At 48.7% G+C, this 26196-nt stretch carries 23 protein-coding genes and 1 pseudogene; 11 read left to right on the top strand and 13 right to left on the bottom strand.

From position 1 onward, the window contains the following. Nucleotides 1-19: 19 nt before the first annotated feature. The 4 genes and pseudogenes from GCU45_RS25270 to GCU45_RS25285 form a co-directional block, all read left to right on the top strand. The gene (locus GCU45_RS25270; RefSeq protein WP_152403311.1) at nucleotides 20-1213 is read left to right on the top strand and encodes an MFS transporter; all 1194 of its coding nucleotides are present in this window, start codon (nucleotides 20-22) and stop codon (nucleotides 1211-1213) included. A 173-nt stretch (nucleotides 1214-1386) separates the two neighbouring features. Further along, a complete protein-coding gene (locus tag GCU45_RS25275; RefSeq protein ID WP_152401373.1) occupies nucleotides 1387-2586 on the top strand; it encodes an MFS transporter in 1200 nt (399 codons plus the stop codon). 193 nt (nucleotides 2587-2779) lie between these two features. Continuing rightward, the gene (locus GCU45_RS25280; RefSeq protein WP_167527219.1) at nucleotides 2780-3475 is read left to right on the top strand and encodes a response regulator transcription factor; all 696 of its coding nucleotides are present in this window, start codon (nucleotides 2780-2782) and stop codon (nucleotides 3473-3475) included. A 43-nt stretch (nucleotides 3476-3518) separates the two neighbouring features. After that, nucleotides 3519-3815, top strand: a pseudogene (locus GCU45_RS25285) (IS110 family transposase); the annotation flags it as partial. 417 nt (nucleotides 3816-4232) lie between these two features. Here GCU45_RS25285 and GCU45_RS25290 read toward each other — a convergent pair. The 7 genes from GCU45_RS25290 to GCU45_RS25325 all read right to left on the bottom strand — a co-directional run bounded on the left by GCU45_RS25290 (nucleotide 4233) and on the right by GCU45_RS25325 (nucleotide 10094). Continuing rightward, a complete protein-coding gene (locus tag GCU45_RS25290; protein ID WP_152401377.1) occupies nucleotides 4233-4856 on the bottom strand; it encodes an NADPH-dependent F420 reductase in 624 nt (207 codons plus the stop codon). Between the two features lie 83 nt (nucleotides 4857-4939). Beyond that, nucleotides 4940-5611 (bottom strand): TetR/AcrR family transcriptional regulator, encoded by a 672-nt coding sequence (locus GCU45_RS25295; protein ID WP_152401379.1) that lies wholly within the window; start codon nucleotides 5609-5611, stop codon nucleotides 4940-4942. Between the two features lie 422 nt (nucleotides 5612-6033). Continuing rightward, nucleotides 6034-6234, bottom strand: a complete 201-nt coding sequence (locus tag GCU45_RS25300; protein ID WP_152401380.1) for a tautomerase family protein — start codon at nucleotides 6232-6234, stop codon at nucleotides 6034-6036. Nucleotides 6235-6475: 241 nt separating this feature from the next. Then, the gene (locus tag GCU45_RS25305) at nucleotides 6476-7621 is read right to left on the bottom strand and encodes a reverse transcriptase domain-containing protein (RefSeq protein ID WP_167527220.1); all 1146 of its coding nucleotides are present in this window, start codon (nucleotides 7619-7621) and stop codon (nucleotides 6476-6478) included. 139 nt (nucleotides 7622-7760) lie between these two features. Next, entirely contained in the window at nucleotides 7761-8207 is a 447-nt protein-coding gene (locus tag GCU45_RS25310; protein WP_152401382.1) for an acetyltransferase, read from the bottom strand. A 341-nt stretch (nucleotides 8208-8548) separates the two neighbouring features. Then, on the bottom strand, nucleotides 8549-9730 hold the full coding sequence (locus GCU45_RS25320) for an MFS transporter (protein WP_152401384.1): 1182 nt from the start codon (nucleotides 9728-9730) through the stop codon (nucleotides 8549-8551). Between the two features lie 73 nt (nucleotides 9731-9803). After that, the gene (locus tag GCU45_RS25325; RefSeq protein WP_152401387.1) at nucleotides 9804-10094 is read right to left on the bottom strand and encodes an ArsR/SmtB family transcription factor; all 291 of its coding nucleotides are present in this window, start codon (nucleotides 10092-10094) and stop codon (nucleotides 9804-9806) included. Nucleotides 10095-10137: 43 nt separating this feature from the next. Here GCU45_RS25325 and GCU45_RS25330 point away from each other — a divergent pair, with 43 nt between their 5' ends. The 4 genes from GCU45_RS25330 (at nucleotide 10138) to GCU45_RS25345 (ending at nucleotide 13260) form a co-directional block, all read left to right on the top strand. Beyond that, the gene (locus GCU45_RS25330) at nucleotides 10138-10551 is read left to right on the top strand and encodes an MFS transporter (protein ID WP_244364665.1); all 414 of its coding nucleotides are present in this window, start codon (nucleotides 10138-10140) and stop codon (nucleotides 10549-10551) included. Between the two features lie 50 nt (nucleotides 10552-10601). Further along, a complete protein-coding gene (locus tag GCU45_RS25335; RefSeq protein WP_152401391.1) occupies nucleotides 10602-11147 on the top strand; it encodes an MFS transporter in 546 nt (181 codons plus the stop codon). Continuing rightward, complete coding sequence (locus GCU45_RS25340) at nucleotides 11113-11544, top strand: hypothetical protein (RefSeq protein WP_152401393.1); 432 nt, start codon at nucleotides 11113-11115, stop codon at nucleotides 11542-11544. The genes GCU45_RS25335 and GCU45_RS25340 overlap by 35 nt, the downstream gene beginning before the upstream one ends. Nucleotides 11545-12351: 807 nt before the next feature. Next, a complete protein-coding gene (locus GCU45_RS25345) occupies nucleotides 12352-13260 on the top strand; it encodes a divergent polysaccharide deacetylase family protein (RefSeq protein ID WP_244364245.1) in 909 nt (302 codons plus the stop codon). Here GCU45_RS25345 and GCU45_RS25350 read toward each other — a convergent pair. Further along, on the bottom strand, nucleotides 13235-13900 hold the full coding sequence (locus GCU45_RS25350) for an N-acetylmuramoyl-L-alanine amidase (protein ID WP_425281305.1): 666 nt from the start codon (nucleotides 13898-13900) through the stop codon (nucleotides 13235-13237). The two genes, GCU45_RS25345 and GCU45_RS25350, sit on opposite strands and share 26 nt — an antisense overlap. Before the next feature lie 221 nt (nucleotides 13901-14121). Between GCU45_RS25350 and GCU45_RS25355 the strand changes: the two genes are divergently transcribed. Continuing rightward, nucleotides 14122-14331 (top strand): YqzE family protein, encoded by a 210-nt coding sequence (locus GCU45_RS25355; RefSeq protein ID WP_152401397.1) that lies wholly within the window; start codon nucleotides 14122-14124, stop codon nucleotides 14329-14331. Nucleotides 14332-14429: 98 nt separating this feature from the next. Here the strand turns inward: GCU45_RS25355 and GCU45_RS25360 are convergent, their stop codons facing one another. The 3 genes from GCU45_RS25360 to GCU45_RS25370 form a co-directional block, all read right to left on the bottom strand. Further along, nucleotides 14430-15416 (bottom strand): hypothetical protein, encoded by a 987-nt coding sequence (locus GCU45_RS25360; RefSeq protein ID WP_152401399.1) that lies wholly within the window; start codon nucleotides 15414-15416, stop codon nucleotides 14430-14432. Nucleotides 15417-15557: 141 nt separating this feature from the next. After that, nucleotides 15558-16499 (bottom strand): YqhG family protein, encoded by a 942-nt coding sequence (locus tag GCU45_RS25365; protein ID WP_152401401.1) that lies wholly within the window; start codon nucleotides 16497-16499, stop codon nucleotides 15558-15560. Continuing rightward, the gene (locus GCU45_RS25370) at nucleotides 16499-18244 is read right to left on the bottom strand and encodes a DEAD/DEAH box helicase (protein WP_397351431.1); all 1746 of its coding nucleotides are present in this window, start codon (nucleotides 18242-18244) and stop codon (nucleotides 16499-16501) included. The genes GCU45_RS25365 and GCU45_RS25370 overlap by 1 nt, the downstream gene beginning before the upstream one ends. A gap of 452 nt (nucleotides 18245-18696) precedes the next feature. Between GCU45_RS25370 and GCU45_RS25375 the strand changes: the two genes are divergently transcribed. Beyond that, nucleotides 18697-21309, top strand: a complete 2613-nt coding sequence (locus GCU45_RS25375; RefSeq protein WP_152401405.1) for an adenosylcobalamin-dependent ribonucleoside-diphosphate reductase — start codon at nucleotides 18697-18699, stop codon at nucleotides 21307-21309. 434 nt (nucleotides 21310-21743) lie between these two features. On the opposite strand, the gene GCU45_RS25380 is transcribed toward GCU45_RS25375, so the two are convergent. Both GCU45_RS25380 and GCU45_RS25385 read right to left on the bottom strand, forming a co-directional pair. After that, a complete protein-coding gene (locus tag GCU45_RS25380; RefSeq protein WP_152401407.1) occupies nucleotides 21744-22256 on the bottom strand; it encodes a hypothetical protein in 513 nt (170 codons plus the stop codon). Between the two features lie 27 nt (nucleotides 22257-22283). Further along, nucleotides 22284-23060, bottom strand: a complete 777-nt coding sequence (locus GCU45_RS25385; protein ID WP_152401409.1) for a hypothetical protein — start codon at nucleotides 23058-23060, stop codon at nucleotides 22284-22286. Nucleotides 23061-24349: 1289 nt separating this feature from the next. Here GCU45_RS25385 and GCU45_RS34050 point away from each other — a divergent pair. Further along, a complete protein-coding gene (locus GCU45_RS34050; RefSeq protein WP_152401411.1) occupies nucleotides 24350-25477 on the top strand; it encodes a DUF120 domain-containing protein in 1128 nt (375 codons plus the stop codon). Nucleotides 25478-26196 lie beyond the last annotated feature (719 nt).

The following is a 26196-nucleotide window of genomic DNA, read 5'->3' on the forward strand; positions in this document are numbered from 1 at the left end:
GGGAGAGAGGGTGGGAGTGTTGACAAGACACCAAAAGTTATTGACGTTGAATTTGTTTCTATTAACCTTTGTGCTGGGGACGAGCGAATTTGTTATTGTTGGGCTGCTTACAGAAGTAGCGGCTGAATTGCAACTCGCCATATCAACGGTTGGGGCGCTTGTATCGGCGTTTGCCTTGTCGTTTGCCATCGGCACCCCGTTCTTGACGGCTTTGTTCAGCCGGTTTGCCAAATATCCGCTCATGCTGACGTTGATCTCCATCTTTATTGCCGGCAATATCGCAACCGCCCTGTCTGAGTCGTATGCACTTCTGCTTGTTTCCCGAATCATCACAGCTGTCATAACCGGCGTCTTGATCGCGCTCGCGATGGCGGTTGCCAGCGAAACGATGCCTGCCGAAAAGCGGGGGGCGGTTATTGCCATTGTTTTTGCAGGATTTACCGTTGCCAGTGTTATCGGAGTGCCAATCGGCATTTCTATCGGGCAATGGGGTGGCTGGCAGATGGCGTTTGGATTCACCGCCTTGTTGGGCGTTATTTCCTTGATTCTCAGCTCGGCGACCATTCCTAAGGGGCTGAAAGGGACGCGGAGTTCCTTGAAAAATCAGATCGGCCTGCTCGCCCATCCACGTATTGTGATCGCATTTTTCATTCCGGCCTTCAGCATTGCCGCGACTTATACTGTATACGCATATTTGACGCCTTTGCTGCAAGAGGTGCTCGGGGTTCCAGAAAGGTATATCAGCTTAGTGTTTCTGCTTTATGGAGTCGTGTCCATCTTCAGTACGTTAATTGGCGGAAAATTGGCCGCACGGGATGGGATCAGTAAGCTTCGGTATGTGTTCCTGATTCAGGCCGTCATTCTCGCGTCACTGTATGTTTCCGCGAGTTCGCTGGTCGGGGGATTGGTCAGCATCTCCTTTATTGCCCTGGTCCTCTATGCGATGAATTCCACGATGCAATTATATTTCATCGATTTGGCCGACCGACATTTTCCGGCTGCTCGGGATTTGGCCTCGTCGCTTACACCCGTATCCGTCAATGTCGGCATTGCGGTCGGATCGGCGCTAGGAGGATGGGTGACAACGAACATGAAGCTGATCGATGTATCCTGGTCCGGAGGTATCGTGGCAGTCGCCGCATCCTTGCTGGCTGTAGTCAGCTATCGTCTCGACCGGCAAAGCCAGGAGGGTCAGAAAGTTTTCGTGAATTAAACGTCTCCAGGGCGGGACTCAGCTGTCAGTCCGAATGCCTGCCCGTAACGGCACTCAGCCCACTATCGCAGGACTTTTGCGTATTATCTAAGAGCAGCTGCACGCTGCTTTTCTATTATCTCAATTATGTACCAATTGGTATTTAATATGACTGATCAATACGGAGGAATATTATGTCTAAGGTTGCTTTGAATCAAGCCGAACCGTCAAAAGCCAGCGTTCGTAGTTGGCTAGCGATCCTTGTTCTCGGAATTGCTATGTTTACTGTTGTTTCCACCGAATTCGCTCCGATCGGACTGCTATCGTCTATCGCTTCCGATCTTGGGCGCAGTCCCGCAACAGTAGGACTCATCGTGACGGCATATGCACTGATTGGCGCAGGCAGCGCGTTGCTCTCCGCCGTACTGCCGAACCAGTTCCCGCGCAAGCCGCTACTTATCGGGCTGATGCTGGTGCTGGCAGCCGCGAACGGACTTGCTATGATCGCCCATTCGTTCCCGATTCTGATGCTGGCGCGGGTTATCGGGGCGTTGTCGCATGGCGTTTTCTGGGCAATGGTGGCCGCGCTTGCGACACAGATGGCTCCTCCGAACCGGACGGGCCTTGCGACTTCAATAGTTTTCGGCGGCATGTCGATTGCGAACGTGCTGGGTGTTCCGCTGCTCAACCTGATCGGACAGACATGGGGCTGGCGTTTGGCATTTGGTACCCTCGCCGCGGCCTGCATACTCACGGCTCTGTTAATGGTCATTGTACTGCCGCAAATAAAGACCTCAGGATCAGTCGGATTCACCACCTTGGCCTGTGTCCTGCGTAGCGGTAAGTTGTGGCGTGTCTATGCAGTGGCGATCTTCACGGTAGCTGCGCATTTTGGCGCGTTCACCTACATCGAGCCGTATCTGAGAAACGTCCCTGGCATTGCTCCCGCAATGATCGCCGCTCTGCTCTTTGGCTTCGGGGTCGCCGGATTGCTCGGAAATGTGCTTACCGGGGCGCTGATCGACCGCTTCATGAAGACGGTCATCGCCGTATCACTACTGCTTATGTGCATATCGCTCATTGGTCTGGGCACGTTCGGGTTCAGCTCCGGGGTATGGCCAGTACTGGCTCTGCTCGTTGTTTGGGGCACGGCAGTCTCGATACTTTTTATTGGTATCCAGACATGGGTATTGCGAACAGGTGGGGAGGCGGCGATACCGGCGTCAGCCGTGTATACGACCGTGTTCAACTCATCTTCCGGCGTGGGAGCCGTACTCGGTGCATTCGTCCTGAACAATGCCGGTTTGTCCGCCGTTATGACCTCCGCCGGTCTGGCTATCGTCATAGCTTTTGCTATTGTCGTTTTGGGTCGTGGGGTGAGGAAGACATCATAACGCTGAGCTCGAGTTAAAACTGCACAGAAAGTCGAGATACAGCGAAGTCAATCTTACTAATTATGCTGGACATGTTTACGATTTCATCGCCCGCCGGGTTATCCTCTCGAAATAAGCCATGTTGAAACACAGACACAGCTCGGAGGGGGCAGTGTCTGTTTGTGTTTTTACAATGGAAAGGAGGTTGTTGTTTATGAATGGATTGGAAAATTATTCAGAAGAGATAAGAGAACTGATTCTTAGAGAGAACCAGAACATTAAGGTATTAATAGCTGACAGTGACCGCGGTTGGCAACAACGTCTTGCTATGTTAATCAATTCTGAGCCGGATATGAAAGTATCAGGAGTTGTTTCTACAAAAGAAACAGCGATTCAAGCAAGTATTCAATTACAGGTAGATGTAATGGTTTTGGATATCATGTTAAACTCAACTCAGCAAGAAGGATTAGACACCATAACAGAAATTCTCCATAAAAAGGAGTTACCAATTATTGTTCTGTCATCTCTGGATGATCGGGAAATTATCATGGATGTAGTTTTAGCAGGAACGATAAATTTCATTAGAAAGTGTAACTATCTAGACATAATAAGTGCTGTCAAAGAAGCATTTCATGGGGAATCATCCCTTCATGCGGATGCTGCAAAAATCCTTCGTAATGAGATTAGACATATAAAACACAAAGAATTGCTTTGTATGCTAACCCGAACTGAACAAGATATTCTGAAATTTATAGGTTGGGGGTATAGTCAACCGATCATCAGAGAACTGCTTGGTGTTTCATCGAATACGATGAAATCGCATGTGCGGAATATTATCCGCAAATTCGACACGCGAACAATTCGGGAAGCTGCTCAAAGGGCAAAACGAAGGGGGTTTTACGGCATTTAAATAAGATTCGAGCAACTTCGACAATGAAATAAGCAAGGGGTGTGCGAAATGGATTGCTGGGTTGCTCCGGCATTGTCTATTGAAGGGTAGCATTATCCCGAACTACGAGCAACGAGGACTCAGGGAATTGATTCGCTACCCCCGTAGTCTCATAGAAGAGCGAGCTCGAGAAGTCAGCCGCATTCAAAAGGTGCTTGAAGGCGAAAACATAAAGCTTTCCTCAGTTGCCAGCAATGTGCTCGGGAAATCAGGACGTGCAATGATTGAAGCGATGATCGCTGGCGAAACCGACCCTGAAGCTTTATCTGATCTGGAAAAACGAAAGCTGAAAAGCAAAAAATGTTTCCTTATAATAAAGTTTAAAATGGTCGCAAGAAATGCAGTAAACCCGGCCTACGATGCAGGCCGGGTCAGAAATAAAGTTGTTTAAAATCATTGCGCTAACGTATCCGTTAGCGCAATGAACTAGCTTTTATATGATACGATTCAACGCGGCAGAGGCATCCGCAACGAGGTACAACAAAAGAAAGCCACGAGCATATGCCATTACTTCTTTATTTCTTTGGTTTATTAATAAACGGCGGGATTTGTTACCGAACCATTTATTTTAATTCTTCATAAAACGTTCTATTGCCTCTTTTTGATTACTCAGCGAGTATCCATGAAAATTCAACATATCTTTATTTGAGGTTTTGGTGTTAACTTGAGTGGGGAGCGGATAGCAGGGGGTGCGGCGGTGAGCCGGTAGCCGAGCACGCTACTTCGCTTGATGATACAGGAATGCGGCATCTGTGCCTCCGCCAAGCCCAACCGCGATCCGGATGTTCAAATGCGCCATTCCTTCCAAATACTTTGAGCTGCTTAGCGCGCCGGCATCCAGCGGGGCGAATCCGATCTCCTCGGCGAGTCGCATTACAATCTTCTTCGCTTCCGCTTCATCGCCAGCAACGAAAGCCGTTGCCTGGCTGCCGTTCCGTATGATTCGATCTGGCGACATAATATCGGCAAACGTCGTGTTGAAAGCTTTGATCACTCTGGATTGTGGAAGCCGTTTCGCCGTTTCTTCGCCGGCGGACGTACGCTCGCCTAGATCGAGCGGAGACCAGTCGGAATGAAGCGGGTTCATGCAGTCAATGACGATTTTTTGAGCCAATGTACTTTCCAATTGAGGCAACACCTCGACAGAAGCAATGTAAGGAATTGCTAAAATCACGACATCGCCTTGCGCGGCAGCTTCTTCGATGGTGACGTATTGAATGCCCGAATGTTCGGATGCAGAAGGCGTGGAACGCGCACCGACGATTACCTGATGGTTGGCGTCATTGAATAATACAGCCAGTTTGCGGCCTACACTACCGTTGCCAAGAATACTGAGTTTCATTTTATTCTTTTCTCCTTTTTTTGCATATTAGTTGACCGGTCGTCTATAAATGAATAAACAGAAAGGTATAGCTTCAAATTCGCTTATACCTTGGCTTGCAACATTTGATCGAATACCGTCGTGATGAACAACTGCAATGGCGCTACGCTTTGCTCGGCGCGCATTCTGACGAGGGCGCCTTCCCAACTGTTGAGGATAAAAGCTGCCAACATTTCAACGTGGAACGGTGCGGGAATTTGTCTCACCTCGCTTGCTTCCTGCAATACGGCCCGCAAATCTTGCTCCCAATCCTGGAATCCTGCAACGACGGGTGCCCTAAGCACCTCGCTATGATCGCACATTTCCAAGCTCAAGTTGCCGAACAGACAACCTTCCTTGTACCGGGCATCTGCAAAATATTGGATATACGTCTCGAAGTAACGCCGCAACCGTATAAGCGGAGGAATGTCCCGATCCGCCAGCAATTGTGTCCGTTCGGAGGTTGCCGTCGACGCATAGCGTTCAATCACTTCCTTGGCGAACGTTTCCTTGCTATCGAAGTAATAATAGAAGGACCCTTTGGGCACTTCTGCTTCGGTCACGACATCTTTAATCGAAGAAGCGCCGTAGCCTCCTTTCTGAATCAACTCAAGACCGACTTGCAACAGCTTTTCCCGCGCATCATGCAGCTGGGAAGGTTTAGAATTCATGTTGTTCATTTGTTTATAATAGACCGGTCGTCTACAAAAAGTCAAGAGAGGATTAAAAAAAGGCAATGTGCTCACTCCACATTAGAGGACCGGACAGCGATCCTCACTGAGGCGGTACGGGGATGGGCTGCGCCGCTTCGATTAGGCTCGGTCGGGAAGGTGCCAATGGCGTAATAGGGACGCGACGTGCGAAAGAACTCCAAGTAGCGGCTGATGTAATTATTCTCTGGGAGGTAAGGTGCTCGCCGTTCCTACCGACGTTTCCTATCCTTGTCAGGTCGAAGCGCTTGTCGGCTAGACGTTGGACACATAGTCTTAAATTATGCTGCCCGTTAGTTGAGAAACGGCAGCCGATCGTTCTGACCGGCTGCCGTCATGATGTATTGAGTTAATGTAATCCGTTACTTCAACAAGCTAAGAAGCGAAGCTACCGCGGAGGCGAACTTCTCCTAAAGAGGATTGAATAAATGTCCACGCTGTAAAAATTTTCATTTTTCTCTCTTTCGGTAGTCATCGGTTAGTACACCTTCAAACCCCCAATTCTCCTCTTCGATCTCCTGTATAACGATATGAATATGTTCTGGCTTTTTACCAAGAACAATTACAAGTGTTTCCGTAAATTGCTTAACTATCTGCGCCTTTTGCTCACGATTCACGCCCTTGGTTACCTGTAAGTTGATATATGGCATGTTTACTCCCCTTTGCTATATCGCATTAATCATCAACAGACCTATCCGACAATCAACTAACGGTCGCAATAGGTAAGCATTTGAAGTGATCTCCAGCTTTTCCCCTGCTTCAACCGGACGTGCCAGTTTCCCAGCATCCGGCGTTCCATCTAAATGAATGTACTAAATCATAAGTTCCACGTTACCCCAAGAAAGAAAAAGTCAGATCGGTTCCAACCGCATTTATTGCGGTACTGGTTGATCAACTGAACCATAGGCTCGGTGAAGCCGTTTTGGATCTGAGCACGTCAATCGTCTCGTTGAGTGTCGAATGAATTAATCTGTGAACCTCTTTATGGAGGATGCGCAGATTGCTGAATTTATCGCTGCCTCCGAGATGAAGGGGTACGTAGTGGTGGCAGTGAACGTCTTTCGCAAAAAGATGAACACCTGTAATTTCGCATTTCCCCATCTTCATGCTGTAGCGGCTCATTCGATTATCCCTATATTCGACACTTCGGTTCGGAAGGTCTGATTCCATCAGCTTTACGAGTTCCCGTTGGATATCCGGTCGCAACTTTCTATGTATCTGTTCTCTTCCTTCCGCCGTAAAAGGGGTAAGGTTTTGACTGAAGCACATGGTGTTACTTGTTTTTACATCTGCGATTGGATACGGGTACACATTAGCCAATTTGAACGTCCTGCAACCACGGCCGTAAAATTTCTTGTAGGTCGGTGGAGGATTCTCAGGATGCTCGTACTTTCCGACTTGTTTTAGACGATTGAACATGAAGGCACGCAATTCATAAGCAAGGCGTGAGAACTCGAGGTTGACATGTGTCGCCCATTTGAAGTAGTTATGGATCCCTAACACAAAACTATTGAACAGTAGCGCGTTTTGGGCGGTTGGAGAGGCCTTTAGCTTTTGGATGCGAGCTTTGGCTTCTTCCTTGATCTTCCGCCTGTTTTTGGCTTTGATGCCGGTATGTGCTACCCGTTTGTTGCCCTTTTTGTTCGCCCGGATCGTGAAACCCAGAAACTCGGATTCTCGTTTGCGCAGGTTCACGATTTGAGATTTCTCCGGCGATAAGTCCAGTTTTAAACGGTCCTTCAAGAATAATCTGACGGCATGATACCACTTTTGGGCGGTTTTCCAGTCCCGGCAAAGTACTTTGAAGTCGTCCGCGTAGCGGACGATGTACCCCTCTTTAAGAGTGGAGCGCTTCTTTGCGTACAGCTCGCCTGATCGTGTTTCGTAGGACTGATTCATGGGAAACAGCTCCCATTGCCCAGCTACCCATTGATCCAGTTCATTCAAAACGATGTTTGATAGAAGCGGCGATAACAGACCACCTTGAGGTACGCCTTTTGAAGGTATGCCTTCTCCGTCAATTTCGGCTTTTAACATTTTAGAGATGCACGTTAGGACCTTCACGGATTTATTCGAAAGGGCGGCAACTCTGTTGCTGCCTTTTTAGGTGTTCTGCGGAGCGATATTTTCGGGATAGACTGCCGCTGTTTATTGAGCTAACGTTCTCCGTTAGAGCTTAACTTTTTAACTCCAAGTGAAGTAGAGGAAATGGTTGACCTGAGTTGTCTAGTTCCGATCGTCCAACCCGTACAAATCCAAGCCTTTTGTAAAATGCGTACGCTCCATCATTTTGCTCATTAACATCAACTTGAAGATTCCTTCCTTTTATTTTTATAGCGTGATTAATTAATCTGCTGCCTATACCTTTTCCGTGGTATTTTGGGTCAACGAACAACATCTCTATTTTGGTTCCGTCAAGCCCGATAAACCCTGTAAGTTCTGCATTTTCGTTAACTTCCGCCCAAATCTCTACTTCTTTTAGAGCTCCATTTTTAACCATGTCATGATAAAACTGAATATCCTTTTCCGTCAGAAATGTATGGGTATGAACAACAGCCTTATACCAAATATCCACTAATCTATCATGATATTTTTCTTGATAAGCTACAATTCCGTATGACATTATTCATCCTCCGTTAAGTTCGTGTGATTTCCTTATGCTTACAATTAGGCTGTATTATAGCATATCCATTAGCCATCATGCAGCGTAAAAACCAGCGTAGTGAGAAAAGTGATTTGCACTGCTTACATCTCAAAATTGTACGAGAATAGGAATTTATATATTACCTTTCAATAAAGGATTTAATTCATATGAACATCGCTACCATCCCTTTGCTTTATCTCCACGAAGGATCATGCAAGTACTTGTTGCATAGGCCACAAGACTTTGGTTCTCGTTAAAACACTACAATCAATGAATCCGACGGTTTTTGAAAGATTTAGAATATCCATATGAATTGCATTTTATGATGCAAACTCCTTCTTTGTCTTCGCGTGACTGGTCAAAATACCGCTGAATATAAAAGATAACAACGAACTGGCAAAACATATAGCCGCAAACATGCCTATGGCTGAAAAACCGTTAAACGTCGCGTAAATCAGGCCTGCGATCCAAGAACCGAGCGTTGTCGCAGCGTACATGATTGAATTTGCCAAGCTGGAGATCGTGCCGCGGATGGTCGGATTTAATGAATTCAGCATTCCCAATATTAGCGGAAAAGCAATCCCCATGTTAACGAATATGAAAAAGTAAACACTTTCGAAAGCCGCAACCGATGGCAAGTGAGGCAAAACAATAAAACATGCGATAGAGACAAGAAAGCCCACAACCAGCGTATTGAAACGGTTTAATGTTTTGATCACATAGGCACCGCCAAAGCTCCCGACTATATTCCCGAGACCAAGAAAAAACATCACGTACCCCGCTTGATCAATTGAAAGGTAAAAGCGATCCGTTACCCATTTTCCAATAAAAGAAAAGGCAGCAAAGAATCCGCATTGAAATAAGAAATGAGCGAGGAAAGCCGTTCTCGCCATTCGGCTATTCAATAGTGGGATGTATCTACTGAAAATCGGAGTCTTGGTTTTTTGGCCTTGATTCGGTTTCATTTCGGGCAAAGCATAGAAGATGAATACCGCCACCAATAATGCACATGCACCGATTGTAAAAAAAGGATAATACCAATGGGTTGAGGCTAGCAGACTTCCAATAGGGATGCCGAACGCTTGGGATGCAGCCAAGCCTGCCATGACGATTCCTGATACTTTAGCGATTTTTGGCGTTGGAAACAGAGCAGGGATTGAGGCCCAGACTTGAGGCGCCGTAAATGCTGCGCTGACTCCGGCTAAAAAACGGAATAAGAACATCGACCAAAAACCTGTGGCAAAGCCGCATAACATGGTTGAAACCGAGAAGCAGACCATGCCGGAGAGCATTACTTTTTTTCGATCCCATCCATCGGAAAGCGGTCCAGCAATCAGTGCAAAAATGGCATAACCTAATGCATAGGCCCCCACCATCCAACCGGAATATTCGGTCGGGATATGAAACAAGTTCTGAAGAGTGGGGATGAGCGGAGAAATCAAAAACGTATCCGTACCGATAACAAACATGATGAGGAAAAATAAAGCAGTTAATTTGATCATTCTATTCACCCTTTGTAGTTAGTTCTATAGTTCAAATAATATTGAACTAATGAAAAAAAAAAAGGATCTCCTTCTACAACGTATCCAGAAATCCAGGCAAGCAAACATGAAAAGTCTCTACATCAATACTCATATACTTCGTTTGAGCTTCCTTTCGTACCTTGATCAATTTCGCCTCCCTTAAAGTACGTAAATGATACGAAGTATTCGATTTCGATGTATCGCGAATGTGCATTACTTCTCCGCAATTCATCTCCTTCTTGTTGGCGTACAGAGTTCGAATGATATCCAGTCTTGTTTCATCAGCTAATGCCTTAAATATTTTGACCCTTTGTTCATCATTAATCATTATTTGAGTAGTCATAAAACTATTGTACTAATATTTCGCTACAAGTCAACTCTTGCTTGTGGCCGGTCGCTGGATCGATCGTTGGGGATTTCGGCGACCATTAATTGCGGGAACGGTATGTATGCTGGCGGCGTCGATCTTGCTAGCAACGCTGTTCGTAGGCGCCGTATTGCCGGTAATGGCTGTCGTGCTCATGTTGGTCGGGGTCAGCTACGGGATGAACAACGTCGCTTTACAAACTGCGATGATCCGTTCGACGCCGCTGGAGACGACCGGAACGGCATCCGGTTTATTTCAGGCTTCGCGCTATATGGGATCGATTTTGTCCTCCGTAGCGCTGGGGCTTGTATTTGGCCATGATATTACGGCCGGCCGTTTTCGGGTGCTGGCTTGCTTGCTCATTGCGGTGAGCGCAGCGAGCCTTCTACTCAGTTTCAAGCAACGGGAAACAGTCGAAACGAAAGTTGCTTAGGGGAGCTTTAACGGAGGATCAGACGCGACGCCAGGCAGCTTGCGGCCTTCATGATGTCCAGACTGAACCGGAAAAGGGAACTGATCGGAATTCCTGCGCTTTTTGCCGTCTCCAACCTTGCTTCGGCTTTTGCGCCGACCTTTCCGATTCACCTGGTATTTCGAATCGTTTCTGCGCTGTTTCATCCGGTTAATTTCTCTATCGCTTTTGCATTGGCTGATGTATTGTCGGATAAAGAGCGGGTTGCACAGGCAAGCGCGAAAGTATTTCTTGGGGTCAGTCTGGGCATGGTACTAGGTATCCCGATGACATCGTACGTTGCGGATCAGTTTTCACTTGAGGCTGCGTTTATTTTCTCGCCAGTTGTGAACGGGAGCGCTCGTCTGGGAATCGCCTTAATGGTTCCTACCGTAGCAGACGACCGGAAGCCGGCCTCAATCGGAGCGCAGCTCAGGGTATTGCCAGTCCTGTGGCTTAATATCGCAACAGTCTGCTTTATTTTTGCCGTGATGTTTGCCGTATACAGCTACTTTGCCGAATATCATGGGACAGAATTTGAACATGAACGGGAAGATTGTGAGCACGTACAGCCCTAGTGCAACACAGCCGCATCCATCGTCTGCCATCGCTGCTTCCTCTGAGTCGGTCGACATGATTTCATACGGCGAGACGGAATACGCCCCGTTTGGAAACTTCAGAGGATACTTGGACTTTCTGATTTCCTCTTCTTGCGACGATGAGAGCAAAGCCAGGTTCGCTCGTTGGCGAAGTGTCATAAGCGAAGCAGAAGCCGTCTGTCAGAGCGGAATCGGCGAATATATCAATGTCGCAATGGTAATATGGCTGGTTGAAATAACATACTCTGATTATTTTAAAAACTGGGACAAGATGGCCGACTTGTTCAACGCTTTTGTAAACCACTTCAAAGGTCTGGTTCAAAGGGATCGGAATGGTGTTGGTTGCAATATCGAAAGCTATAAGGAATGGTTATAAGGCCTCGCAATTCTTAGCCGCTGCGGGGCTTTGATTGATGATGCTGTCTACAGCATTGCGTTTGAACTGATCGTTTCGAATCTCGGATTGAAAGCAAAGTTCGTTTCTGAAAGATGCAGACGTCTTAATTATGACTCATCTTCCGCGCACTCATGAAAACGCTAAGTTGAATTTAGATGAGTCATTATTCGATGGGAGCAACGCCGGTTTGGGTGCGGCTCATCAAGTCTATTGGAATAAATTTCAATTCATATCCTGGTCCTCCGGAACAACTAAGCAAATAGCAACAACAGCAATTAGGTCGCCACGGTATAATACAAGTGAAATGATTAATTCTATTTAATATGCTCCGCTAAAATTTGTCGATGGTAGTGGAGCAGGGCTGATTTATCTGTCGTTCTCTCCGAGTTCTCTCAAACGTCCGATTTGAATCACTTTTTGATGATTTCCTGAGACGCCTTATGGCACTAAAAAGAGGCGATGTAAAACACCGAAACCCTTGATAATATAAGGCTTTTCGCGGTTTCTTGGTTCCCCTAAAGGGACATTTTTTCCGCTTGGTTCCCTTTAGCGCGCTAGATTCAGGTCCGTGTGGGCTAACCCCCCGTGGAGGTTCGAGTCCTCTCGACCGCATACATACATAAGGCGTTCCCGTTTTGAACAACGGGGACGCCTTTTTGTGTTATTTATTATTCCCGTAACTTTCCTGAGAGGGGCGAAACGGGGATTTTTGCTATACATAATTCCTCCAACTTCCTCAAACAATGAAACCACATCGTGGAGATACCGAGTAAAGGAGGAAGTTGCTTGAGTACATCATCTTTCAATAAGCTGCATCACGGCTGGCGGAATATTGCGGCAGCGGGACTGGCGCTTACGGTTGCGCTTTCTGGTCAAACCGCCTTCGCGGATGGGGAACGATCACTGGCGGCGGAGCGGGTCTTCAACGAGCAAGCGGAGCAGCCCGCAGCAGACAAGCGGCAAAGTGACATGAAGCCGGATAAAAAGGTTGCGATCATCATCGACGACTTCGGGAACGGGCAAGGGGGAACCGAAGAAATGCTGTCCCTGCCGATTAAATTGACCGTGGCCATCATGCCGTTTCTTCCTACCAGTAAAGCCGACGCGGAGCTGGCCCATAAACAGGGGCATGACGTCATTGTCCATATGCCGATGGAGCCCAAGCAGGGCAACCCCAAGTGGCTAGGTCCAGGCGCCATTACCTCCAATATGAGCAATGAGGAAATTCGCCAACGGGTGGAGGAAGCCATCGATAACGTGCCGTATGCGGTCGGCATGAACAATCATATGGGATCGAAGATTACCGGAGACGAACGGATCATGTCCATCGTGTTGGAGGTCTGCCGCGAACGCGGGTTGTTCTTCGTGGACAGCAAGACCAACTACCATTCCGTTGTCGGCAAGCTGGCCGTTCAGATGGGAATGCCTCCGGTGGCCAACAACATATTTCTGGACGACCGACACACGGTCAGCCATGTCAGCAAACAAATGAAAGCCGTTGAAACCTGGGCGAGCGAACATCAGAACTGTGTAACGATCGGTCATGTCGGCGTGCAGGGGGAAAAGACGGCGGAGGCCATTCGCCAAAGCATCACCAGTATGCAGAATTCCGTATCTTTTGTAGGAATCAGCGATCTCGTCCGGGATATCTGGGATTGGAAGCCGGCGCCTATATTGCCGTCAAATAATAATTGATTCCGTTCGCGATGGCCTGCGCGATCTTGAGCTGCCCGCGCCGATTGCACAGCATCGCCCGGTCTGCGGCATTGCTGAGAAATCCGGTCTCTACGATAACCGCAGGATCTTTGACCTGGTTCAGCAGGTAAAACGGGCTTCCCAGCCGGATGTTTCCCTTCGTCTGGTACAGCGGGTTAAGCTGCTGCTGAATGCTGTCCGCAAGCAGGACGCTGCGCCCTTCGTTCTGGTGAAGCACAAGCGCCCCGTTCTTTGAAGGATTGCGGCCCCAATTGACGTGAAGACTCACGACGATCAGGGTCGGCAGCTGATGGCTTAGCTCCTTGCGCTGCGCGAGATCGCGTTTATGGCGGGAGGAACTGCGGAGCCAGTGATTGTCGTCGCTGAGGGCGTAGTCGGCCGTCCGGTTCAAGACCGCGTCGTACCCTTGGCTGCGCAGCAGCATAAACAGCTTCTGGGCGATGGCAAGGTTAATGTCCTTTTCCAGAATGTTCTGAAATGAAGTCCCTCCGTCGACACCGCCATGTCCTGCATCCACGATAATAACTTCATGCGGAAAAGCCGGATGCTCCGGATAGGCGGTTGTACTTTGGTCACCGGGGCCTGCGGCCCAAGCAGACGAGCTGCCTGCGCACAACATTGCCGGGATCAGGAGGATGGCGGCGATCAAGCTTTTGATAGGCATAAAGGATGGCCCTCCTTTCGTTAAACGGGATTTGAGCGAAAAATTGATGTCGAAGTTAGAATGTGCAATAAACGGTAAAAAATGCACCGTCCGCACTCCTCCGTTTAAATTACAATATCTCTGTGCAAACTAAGAGCATAGCAGAGCTGTAATTTGGCATTGTGGGGGGAATGGAAATGGCCAGTGGAGATGAACTTGTAAAATACATTACAGAGCGCGTCGTCAACTACATGGAAACACCCAAGGAAGAACGAAGGAAGCAAAAATATAAAGAGCCGTGGACGGTCAAATGGTTCGGCATGATCCCGTTCGGATTGTCCCAATGGGGAGGCCGGACGGCTGACAAACGCCATCCCAAGCGGCGAAAAATCAAGATACATGACTGAACGAAAATGAAAGAAGCGGACCTCGTGTGGATACGAGGTCCGCTTCTTTTTGGGAAGGAAACGCGATAAGGGCAGGAACAGATAATCATGCAGCGGATCTAGGGGCGGGCATGAAATTCTCCGGCAGCCATCAGCATGGAGACAGGGAGGTACCGGGTTCCGGCACGTCCTGTGGCCGCATAGCTGACCACAGGAGCGCTTGCGGCTGGAGACCATGTCTGAATCCCGCTTACCGCAAACGGCGCCCCATAGGACGCGTTACGGCCGGGAGCGGTGAAGATCAGACTGCCGCCGGATGCGACTGCTTTCAGCAGATCGTCTCCGCGGCGGATGTTCAGCCGGGGGGAGGTCATCCAGAGCAGGTCGTCATAAGGATCGTTGCCATCTATCTTCGCAGCAGGTGACGATGCCTCGAGCCGGAGACCGTTCTGATTGGTAACGACTGCTGTCTTAGAAACGGAGGCGGTGCTGGCGGAAACGGCATTTGCCGGCAGAAGCTCCAAAGTCAGCGCATTGATGTACATCGCTGGCTTGCCGGGCAGGGTCACTTTCCAAACCGGCAGCATGGCCGAATATTGAGCTTGGATTTGAACGTTTGCGGGGAGGCCGGGGTGATCAGGAATAAGGCCATCCTCAGCAAGCCGGTCATGGAGCGCATCGCTGCTGTAAGGGATGGCTGGACCGCTGCCGTACTCGCTGAGCATATATCCGCCTTCCTCCCTGGCGGTGAATATTAAATATCCCAGCTGCTTGCTATCCTTTGAAACGATCGCAAGCCAGCTGTGGGTGCCGGGCCCTAGCGGGTAATAGTCGATGGCGGCGCCGACCCACTGCTGAAACTCGGACTGCACGGACAGCTCGCGGATGACGGAGCCGGCAAAGCTCTCCAGCGGCGCGGGCACCGCCTGCATGACCGATCCTGATGCGATCCGAAGCAAGGCCGTCCGCGCTGGGCTTGCCGCCTTGGCGGCAGCGATGCCGACCGCTGCGGCCGATTGCGGGACCGCAGAACCCCAGGCCGGCAAGGCGCAGCTGACGGCACAGGTCAACGCCGTCACTTTTAAAGCGAGAGATACCATCCTCACCACATTCACCCTCCTCGATTTCAGAGCTTTATTGACATCATTGTATCGGACAAGCCGTAAAAAGGCTGTTGCAAGGTGTCGGGCTTTGGGGCGCGGGCACGGGTCTTTTTTTGCCTTCTTTTAGCGAGGGAGGTCAAATGCTCATGGACGGATGGATCTTAAGTGAAACAGACCGCAGGTTATGGCGGACAGGTTCACCTTGGGTTCATACTGCCATGTCATTTCGCTGCGCCGGTTGTCGTATTGCTCCCGGATGGCCGTAAGCTTCTCCTCCTCGGTTTCCTTCAGGAGGTCTTCGTAATACATGTCGATCACTGCAAGCTCATCCCTAAGGCGCTCCCTGGCGGCTTCCGCCCAGCTGTAATCCTCGACTGCGAGCAGTCCCTTCATATGCTTCTCCAGCAGATTGGCCGCGCCTGCGAGCGAGAGGCTTCCCGGCTGGATATGGATATTCTCGGGAAGCCGCGGCCCGAGCTGAAGCGTCTCCAGACGCCGGGCAAACTGTTGGTCGATTTGCCCGGTCACCAGCGAGATACCGATGAAGTGGAGCGCTTCTTTCTTCACGTCGCAGGTCATCTCGACCTTGAAGCAGACGCCCAGCCACGGCTCGTAGGGGGCGGAGAACAGCGTCTCCCGCTGCAAAGGGCCCGGCTGCTCGAACAGGTACACGCAGGAGCCCTCCTGCCGGGCTACGGACCAAATTTGCTGCAGCCGGCTGCTGCCGTATGTGACGTCTTCACGGGGAATCCGCCCCGGGCCGATCCGCGGCCCTGCCGGATTCACCCCGAAATACCTCGACAGAATGCTGTCCTGCGGCTGGGGCTGCGTTGAAGGCGGCGGGTTTTTGGCCGCCTGTTCGTTATATTGGTCCGGATCAAAGACGAAGGTGTAGGAGAGAGTCTCCGGCTCCGCCCCAGTCCGTTCAATAAAGCCCCAGTAGTAGGGGCGGTTGGTCAGCTGTTTGTCCGCCTGCGGTGACAGCTTGACGGTCACGTGATAAGGAGACTTCTCGATAATGCTGCATTCGGTCGTTTCCAGATAGGTTAGCACTTGCTTCTGAACTTCCTGCGGGGACAGGCTCATCAAGCTTCCTCCTCAATGACGGTTTCCGCATCTTCGTATTCGATCTCGCGCTTGATCTGGTCAAGCGACTGCCCGAGCGAGCTGACCTTGCTGCGGATTTCCTCATCCGACTCCGACTCGAGGAACAGCTTGTAGAGGCTTTTCTCGAACGATTCCTTTTTCTCGAAACGCTCCAGAATGACATCCAGGCCGCCGATGACCGACTCGAACATGTTGATTTTTTCGTGCAGCAGGTTCAGGATATGCTCCTCGATCGTTCCGGTGGTGGACAGGTTGTAAATCTTCACGTCGTTCTGCTGCCCGAGCCGGTGGACGCGGCCGATCCGCTGCTCCACCCGCATCGGGTTCCACGGCAGGTCAAAATTGATCATATGGTGGCAGAACTGCAGGTTGATGCCCTCGCCGCCGGCTTCGGTGGCGATCATGACTTGGGCCCGACCGCGGAACAGGTCCATCATCCAGTCCTTTTTGCCCCGGTTCATTCCGCCGCGGTACGGTACACAGGACAAGCCGTGTTTTTGAAAATACTGAAGCAGGTATTCCTGCGTCGCCCGGTATTCCGTAAACACGATGACCTTTTCGTTCATGTCCTTGATCAGCTCGATCGTCTTTTCGGCCTTCGTGTTCGCTTTGATGTTCCGGATCGCGTTCACCAGCTCCCACACCTCGGCGGTGAGCGGGGAGTCGTCCGGAATCTTCTTGGACAGGTTCACGAGGGTCAGGAACACCGCGTCCCGGCTGCTGCACACCTCGCGCTGCAGCGTGACCAGAGACAGCATGCTGCTGAGGTTGCCCCCGGACGCTTTGTACTGGTTCTTGACGAAAGAAGTCACACCGTCGTACAGCGCCTGCTCCTCAGGAGAGAGCTGCAGGCTGACGTTGCGTACCGTCCGCTTGGTGAACTGCACAGGACCTTCGCCGCGCCGGTTGCGGATCATCACCTTCGCCAGCTCGTCCCGGAGCTGGTTCTCGTTCTTCGCCTGCCGTTTGCCGACGACGAAGTTGGCCGCAAAATCCCCCTGCCGCCCGAGCTGGCCGGGCTTCAGCAGCGTAATGAGGTTGAAGAGCTCGCTCATATCGTTTTGAACCGGCGTCGCGGTCAGCAGCAGGCAGTACTTTTTCCGAAGCTTCTGGATAAATTGATAGTTCGTCGTTTTCTTGTTCTTCAGCTTGTGCGCCTCGTCGATAATGAGCATGTCATATTCCTGCTCCATCAGCATGTCCTTGTGGGGCTCGCGCTTGGCGGTATCCATGGAGGCGACGACGACGTCGGAATGCCAGGAATAAGCCTTTTTCTGCGCGACCGCCGGAATGCCGAATTTGCTGTTCAGCTCGCGTACCCACTGAAGCACCAGGGAGGCGGGCACCAGAATCAGCACTTTGGATACCAGCCCGCGCACCATGTATTCTTTTAAAATGAGTCCCGCTTCGATCGTCTTGCCCAGTCCGACCTCATCGGCCAGAATGGCTCTGCCGGACATCTCAAACAGCACTCTCCGCGCCGTGTCGATCTGATGGGGAAGGGGGGACAGGTCCTGCAAATGCTTCACACACTGCAGCTCGTCAAAGCTCGTCACAAGCCGCGCCTCTTCGCCTTGAACGGCCAGCTGAAACAGCCGGAAGTCACCCCAGGGGCCGCCTTTATCCAGGCGGGATTCGAGGTTATCCAGCCAGCTGCGGTCAATATTCAGGGGAACGGGAAGGTCCCCGGCCTGCGCCCCGCTACCGAGATGAGAAGTTTTCAAGCCTTGTACCTCCTTCATAGGTTCGTAATCTCGCGTAACAGTAGTATGCACGTAAACTGGAGAGTTCATAACCTCCGTATGGATGAAGGCATCCGCTGATTTTCACAATTTTTTTCAAAGGAACCGAGGCAAAAAAGTGAGATTGGCGGAGAAAAGCAAAGGTTGTCCCAGAGTGAAGAGCTTTCGTGGTCTAAATTTCAAGATTAAGGCGTGGAGTAACAATATGTGGTATAGTATAATCATTGATGCACACAATATATGGTACATGACGAGCGGATTTGCGTTTTGAATGGGGATATTTCGTTTATTGAATGGAAGGAACTCGGCTACATACAGGCCTTTCCCGGAAGTGAACCGGCACTTTTAGCGCAGGCGGCAGACCGACAATATCCGCTGATCGGAACCGGAGCCGATTCGTTCGGCAGAACCAGTCATGGGAGGAGAATGTAACAGTGAATCAAGTTCAAAGCAAACAGAAGCTTGAGGGGTTAAGCGAAAAAATCTTTTTGGACCGGTATGCATGGAAGGACCCGGACCCGAATCACGCTAAAGTAGGAGATGTCGTTCTCGTACTGACCAAGGATGATCCGAAGTTTCCGACAAAGGAAGTCGGCGAGATCGTATCGCGCGAGGGGAAACGGGCGACGGTAAAAACACGCCGCGGCGAGCTGGTGGAGACGGACGTCGAGAAGCTGACGCTGAACATCGAGAAGACGCCTGAGGAAATGTGGGAGCGGCTGGCCGGAGCCATGGCATCGGCGGAGCCGACGCCGGAGCTGCAGGCCGAGTGGAAAGAGAAGTTCCGCTACATTCTGGAAGACTGGAAGCTCGTTCCGGGCGGGCGGATTGCTGCCGGAGCGGGTGCCAGTGACGAGCTGACGCTGTTTAACTGTTACGTCATTCCTTCGCCGAAGGACAGCCGCGGCGGTATCATGGCGACGCTGTCCGAGATGACCGAAATTATGGCGCGGGGCGGCGGTGTCGGCATCAATCTGTCCTCGCTCCGTCCGCGCAGAGCCGTGGTCAAGGGCGTGAACGGATCCTCGAGCGGTGCGGTATCCTGGGGCGGACTGTTCAGCTACACGACCGGCCTGATCGAACAGGGCGGCAGCCGGCGCGGCGCGCTGATGCTCATGATCAACGACTGGCACCCGGACGTGCTCGACTTTATTACGGTCAAGCAGACGATGGGACAAGTGACGAACGCCAACCTTTCCGTCTGTGTCAGCAATGATTTCATGAAGGCAGTCAAGGAGGACCTGGACTGGGAGCTGGTATTCCCGGATACGACAGATCCGGATTACGACGAGCTGTGGGACGGCGACCTTGAGAAATGGAAGCAGGGCGGCCATGCCGTCATTCCGTACCGGACGGTGAAGGCGAGCGAAATCTGGCATACCATTATCGAATCGGCGTGGAAATCAGCCGAGCCGGGCGTCGTCTTTATGGAATATTACAACCAGATGTCTAACAGCTGGTACTTCAACCCGATCATCTGCACGAATCCGTGCGGCGAGCAGGGGCTTCCAGCATGGGGCGTCTGCAACCTGTCCGCGATGAATCTCTCCAAGTTCTATGATGAAGAGAATCATGATGTGGATTGGGACGAACTGGCGACGGTGACGCGTTACTCCGTGCGTTTCCTGGATAACGTCATCGACACGACGCCGTACCATTTTGAAGAAAACGAGAAAAACCAGAAGAAGGAGCGCCGGATCGGCCTCGGTTCGATGGGTCTGGCGGAGCTGATGATCAAGCTGAACATCCGGTACGGCAGTCCGGAATCGCTCGAGTTCCTCGACAAGCTGTACGGCTTTATCGCCCGCGAAGCGTACCTGGCATCGGCCGACATTGCGGCAGAGAAAGGCTCGTTCCTGGCGTTTGACGCGGATCCGTATTTGCAGAGCGGATTTATGAAAAATATGACCGAAGCGTTCCCGGAAGTCGGCACGGCCATCCGTGAGAAGGGCATGCGCAACGTGACCGTCATTACCCAGGCGCCGACCGGCAGCACGGGAACGATGGTTGGCACGTCGACCGGTATCGAGCCGTACTTCGCGTTTAAATATTTCCGTCAGAGCCGACTCGGCTTCGACGAACAATTTGTGCCGATTGCCCAGGACTGGCTGGACGCCCATCCGGGCGAAGAACTGCCGGATTACTTCGTGACGGCGATGGATCTGACGGCGGAAGACCATATCCGGGCCCAGGCTGCCATTCAGCGCTGGGTCGACAGTTCCATCTCGAAGACCGCGAACTGCCCGGCCGACTTCACGGTCGAAGAAACGAAGCGGCTGTATGAGCTGGCGTTCGACCTTGGCTGCAAGGGCGTGACGATCTACCGTGACGGCAGCCGCGACGTGCAGGTGCTGCAAACGGAGAAGAAGGAAGACAAGAGCGAAGCGAAGGCCGCTCCGGCTGCAGAAACAGCTGCTACTGAGGCTGCTGTACCGGCTGCCGCAGAGCAGGCGGGTGCCCAGGTAGCTGCTGCCGTGGCAAGCAGCCAGAGCTCTGTAGTGGATAAGCAGTACAAGCGCCGGCCGCAGGTGCTGCGCGGCGCAACCTATAAGATCAATACGCCGTTCGGCATGGCGTACATTACGATCAACGACCTCGACGGCATCCCGAGCGAGATTTTCCTGAACGTAGGCAAGGCAGGCTCCGATGTGTTCGCCATGGCGGAAGCGCTGGGCCGCGTCTGCTCCTTGTTCCTCCGCTACGGCGACCATGGCCACAAAGTGGAGCTGCTGATCAAGCACCTGAAGGGCATCGGCGGGTCTGGCGCGATCGGCTTTGGCGTCAACCGCGTGGAATCGATCGCCGACGCGGTCGCCAAGGCGCTGGAAGCGCATGTGCAGAGCGGCATCGACGAAGATCATCCAGAGCCTGCTCCCGTGGCGGCTACGCTGGCACCGGAGACGGCGGACCATGGCGGCACACACTCGCACAGCCATGATGCGCCGAAGGCGTCGGTGGACCTGTGCCCGTCCTGCGGGGCTGCGGCGCTGATCAATATCGAGGGCTGCAAAACTTGCGGCAACTGCGGGTACAGCAAGTGCTCGTAAGCTTTATTCAAAATCATAAAGATTGAAAAAGATTCTTTCACTTTTTTCGCATTAATTGAAAAAGGTTTAAAAAAACGAAGCGGTATTTAACGCTTCGTTTTTATTTTAGATGAACAAGACTAATCGCCAGATGGAACCCTCTTTTTCAGACCGGAGTAGTCCTAACTGCACATTTACTAGCAGCTCCTAGTAGTGGCATTCCCTCGTCGAGTCCATATCAAGCCCTTCGGAAGATGAGTCATTAGCGAATCAAGCTGATATTGATAGTATGGATTCAGTAAGAAGAATCACAACAACTTCAGAGTAGGAATCCAGATACCAGCTGTCCAACAAGAAAAGCAAATTATTTTCAATGAATCCAAGATAGCACGAGCCAAAAGGGACATTGGACCCTTAACTACGGAATCTTTTTAAGAACTGATATACATTGAGATTCATGAAAAAGGAGCCTTTGTCTCACGCAAAGGCTCCTTTTTTGTTTGACTCGAGCATGGCGCCGGCGAGTGATCCTTAGCTTCATTGGCTCTTCGTTCAATAAATGGGTTCATAAATTCATTAAATTCCGGAAGATATACCTTCTCGCTTGGCGAACAAAGGACATACCCCTCCCCGCCAACACCAACCGTAAAAGTGAAATGTTCATTTGATTTCGTCGTTAAGCTTACTTGAAATGGTCCTCCTTTTGGAAAAGGACCACGATATGGTTTGATGTCTTCCTTCCTCACTTTTCGCAACATGATGATAAGCGAATCAATTTCCTCACTTTTCAGCGTCCAGCAAAATTCACCCCATTTTACATAGGCTGTTTGAACATCGTTTGAAGTTAATCTAAACACTTGCGCATTAGAGTTGCTTCGGAATGCTTTAGATGGGGACGATTCAGCAACAACAGCGAAGCCGTAGACCAGAAGGCAGATAACAAGCAACGCGAACAATTTCCCTTTCATTTTGGTTCCCCTTAGCTCAACAGGTTTTTAGTTTTCTCGTCTACATTGTTTGCGACTTTCTGTTACTGAAATACCTTTTTGTATCTCAACTTTAATTATTTTAACACCATTTTCTGGAGTATCACTCAACGTAATATGGATTCTATCGTAGGGAATATCACCATGATGTGCACTATAATTTAACGCACTTACGCGAACAATATGTCTTCTTGTATCCCCATTTATTCTTTCAATTTTATCTATTTGGGGACACATGATAAAATCCGAGTAAGTTTTAACGAAATAAGGATAGTATCTGGAGTATAAAGTCTCTTCAAGCAGCTCTTCTTTAGAAGCTCCTACACTTTCATATTTCCACCCAACTAATAGCCAGTCGAACAGTTCTCTGGATTGCAATCGAACCTTTTTATTATTCCAGGTATATATAACCTCGCCTTCCGCTAGCGTGCATATCTTTGTTTTGGATGCAGATAAACAATTATATGCAGGTTCAATAACAGAACCATTTCCGTTTTTCATTTTTATTTTTAAATTGGGGAGAGTAGAGGGGGGATTAAGCTCTAATTCAGTTGGTCCAACGGAAAGGTTTGATGTATTAATCCATTTAATAACCTTATTGATGGTTACTTCCTCATACCCATCACGTTCATTAAATAAACGAGAACGACCGTATAAACCGTTTACTTGAAGAGATAAAACGTCCTCTGGTGTTAATAACGGTTTCTTTAATTGAAAACTTGCTTTTGTAATATCCATTTGGCAAAACAATTCAATAACAAGGATTAATAAAACTAACTTTTTCATAAGCACCATGCCTCTGAGGATAAATTGTAGTAGTGTTTATAATATTCCCAAACAATAAAATTACATGCCCAATATCTCTCAGGAGCTCCTTGACTTTCGTATTTCCATGGTAGGTAGCGACCTGCCTGCCTTGAAACATTAGCTTAATTTTTATGTATAACTTTAGCTGTTTATTAAGTTTTGGAGCTACTATCGCAAATTAAGAAATTCCTACAAAGGAGAAATAAAAGATCGGCACCACCCATGCCAAATGGCAACTATTGTGTTGTGGTAGGTTGTGACGTTAGTATTCTAAGACGTTGGGAAACAACCTGTCTTAATTTAGTTAGCTTAGAAAAATTAATAGTCTGTCCCCCTTTATTTAGCTAGTAGAATTCAATACCCTCTAATAGAAATAGTGTCATAAGGCAGACCAGCTTACACATAGTGTGTAATATTGAGGTGATTGTTAATGGGCAAGCTTTACAAATACGGATCCGCATCAAACGTAATCCGTTCCAATCCACTCACCTGCCTTTTTTAAATTTACTTATTTGTAGTTCTCGCTACTTAAAATGGATTATCATGGTAATTGGGGTGAAGGGACAATGCTAAAGAATTTTCTGATTGGATTCGTTGTTGTAATATGTCTATTAATTTTGGTCGGTGTCTACCATTTCATTACCACACAATAGTTGAAGGGTGAATCTCATCGGAGCGATAGATAGGGTCTGGGGCTTTATTGGATCAATTTTAGGAATTGTTCTGTCCGTATTTTTGATTTTTTGGTTTCGTACAGATCCCGGAGACATTCAATATTTGGTTGTTATTCTTTTTATGCTTTTGCCTTCATTGCTTGCCCTTTATGCTGTAATAAAAGCATCATTCAGTATGCTACTAATAGCTGACATATGGACTATTCCTTTATTATGTTACTTGACTTTTTTTGGACACCGCATTCCCAAATTTTCTCTATTAATACCTTTGCTATATACTATCAATCTATGGATTTTAAAGTATAAAAGAGAAGAACAGTAATTATTGTTAGCAATATGAGCCAGGAATCATTCCCGATGCTAACAAGATTGGCAGCGAGCATAAACATAAACTACTTAGGTGCTCAATAGAGCGAAGTCTCCGCATTAGTGCACCTTCATCGACTCACTAATGCCGATGAAGACAATGGACATGGGTATTCATTCGGATATATGTTTCTGGCGTTGGTTTAATGTTTGTGTGAGGAAAGTTTCAGTCTGCTAACGGCTAGGTTAGCGTGGTAATATCATGTTTTAGAGGGGGAGGGAAGCATTTTGAGGTCACTATTTATCTACGGGGACATCGGGGAAAACTTCGACGAAACATCCGTACCTTTCATACAGGCGTCGGGTGGCATTGATTCAAAAATTTGTGTCTTAGGGTTAGGTGGGTCATCGTGGGAAGCTTATTTTCACAGGGTTTTTCGTGAACGTTGGATAAGATTAGGGGTACAAAATGTAATCTCGATAACACCCAACACCAATTTGGAGTTTGATTCTGATGTTCATGAAGAACTAAATAGTTGCACAGGCTTACTAATTTGTGGAGGCGACACCAGTAAATATTACCAAGCGTGTGTTAAAAATTCGAGGATGAATCATTCAATAAATGCTTTGTATAGGAGAGGAGTTGCCATTGCGGGAGTTTCTGCAGGGGCATTAATATCAAGCTCCCCTTGCACGATATGGGGAAGTAAGGTTTCTAGTGATAAAAATGAGTTTATCGTTAGAAGCAACTATGACGCTACAATTTCCGAGCAGGAACTCATGATTGGGGAAGGATTGGGGCTTATAAAAGATTGTGTTGTGGAACCTCATTTTAGTGAGTACGGCTCTTTTCCGCGCTTAGTGGCTACAATGCAAAAAACTTCTGCTCAATTAGGTCTAGGCTGTGATGAACCGATTTGTCTTGAGATTAATGATGAATCACACGTTAAAGTGCATGGCAGGGGACGTACATATTACATTAAAAATAACATAGATGATTTTAGTGTGAAAATATTTGAACCAGGTCAGGATTTTCACCTTAACAGAACGTTAAAAGGAAGAGTAATTGGCGGTCAGGGTAACTTTTCATATTGGATTGAAAAGCTAAGTTCTTATTACGAAGCTAAAACGGGGATGAGATTTTTCCCAGGCACATTAAATATTCAACTTGATGTACCTTACGACTTACCTAGTGACGTAATACGCCTAGAAAAAGAGGAATATGGTGGCTCGGTTTCAGTCAGTATTCAAGAATGCGCAATATTCGGAAGAAAAGCATTTATTTTAAGAACAGATGGTAGTGCATCTGATAATGGAGACCATCCTAGAACAATTATTGAAGTAGCAACTGATGTAAAATTAAGGGACTGTTACAACTTAAGAGATGGCGAAATTGTCGAAGTAAAGTTAAACTAACGGTAAAAATAGTTCAGTTCAATTAAACCACTCATGGAGCGGTTTTTACTTTTGAAGTATTTACATGATGAGGGATGGAAAGCCCATACACGGCGAATAAATGGCTTCTCAGCAGGATAATATTTAAGTTTATAAAGTCACCGCGCCGGGAATAGCAAGGCTATGCTAACACTTTTTCACAAATGAAAAGGAGCCGGGTAATTAATATCCGACACCATTTTCATACTTTATGATCGATTATGTTGGTCCATCTGCAAGATGCATCCGTTTGCTAACATTATGAAATATTTAAGAGCTTTTTCGAATTTTAAGGAAGAAATCAACCTTTTGCAGATTTTAGAAAGAATTTAACAACTATTTTCAAATTAAAAGAAGAACCCGTTGCAACTTTTGTGAAAATACCCCTTGATATGCCTCGATTTAATCAATTGTTTTTTTCAGACCTTCTGGAGAACAACAGCCAATCTTGATTATAAATGTCATCGCCTGAATCCTTGATGGATCAGGCTTTTTTATTTTTTGGATTTGGTTACATCGTAGTTTATGTTGGCTTATTTGTGGAATTCATTGAGGTTATTTATCGACGAACCATAGGGGGAGCGCGCAGATGGCGGTCGAGCACCTTATCGGCTGGGCCAACGGCAGAAATATAATCCTTATAGATTCTGGAAAACTTGAACCGTCGCTTTTCGAGAACGATAAAGAATCAACTGCCCATA

It is taken from the genome of Paenibacillus cellulositrophicus (assembly GCF_009363095.1).
In the GTDB taxonomy this organism is placed as follows: Bacteria; Bacillota; Bacilli; order Paenibacillales; family Paenibacillaceae; genus Paenibacillus_AQ; species Paenibacillus_AQ favisporus.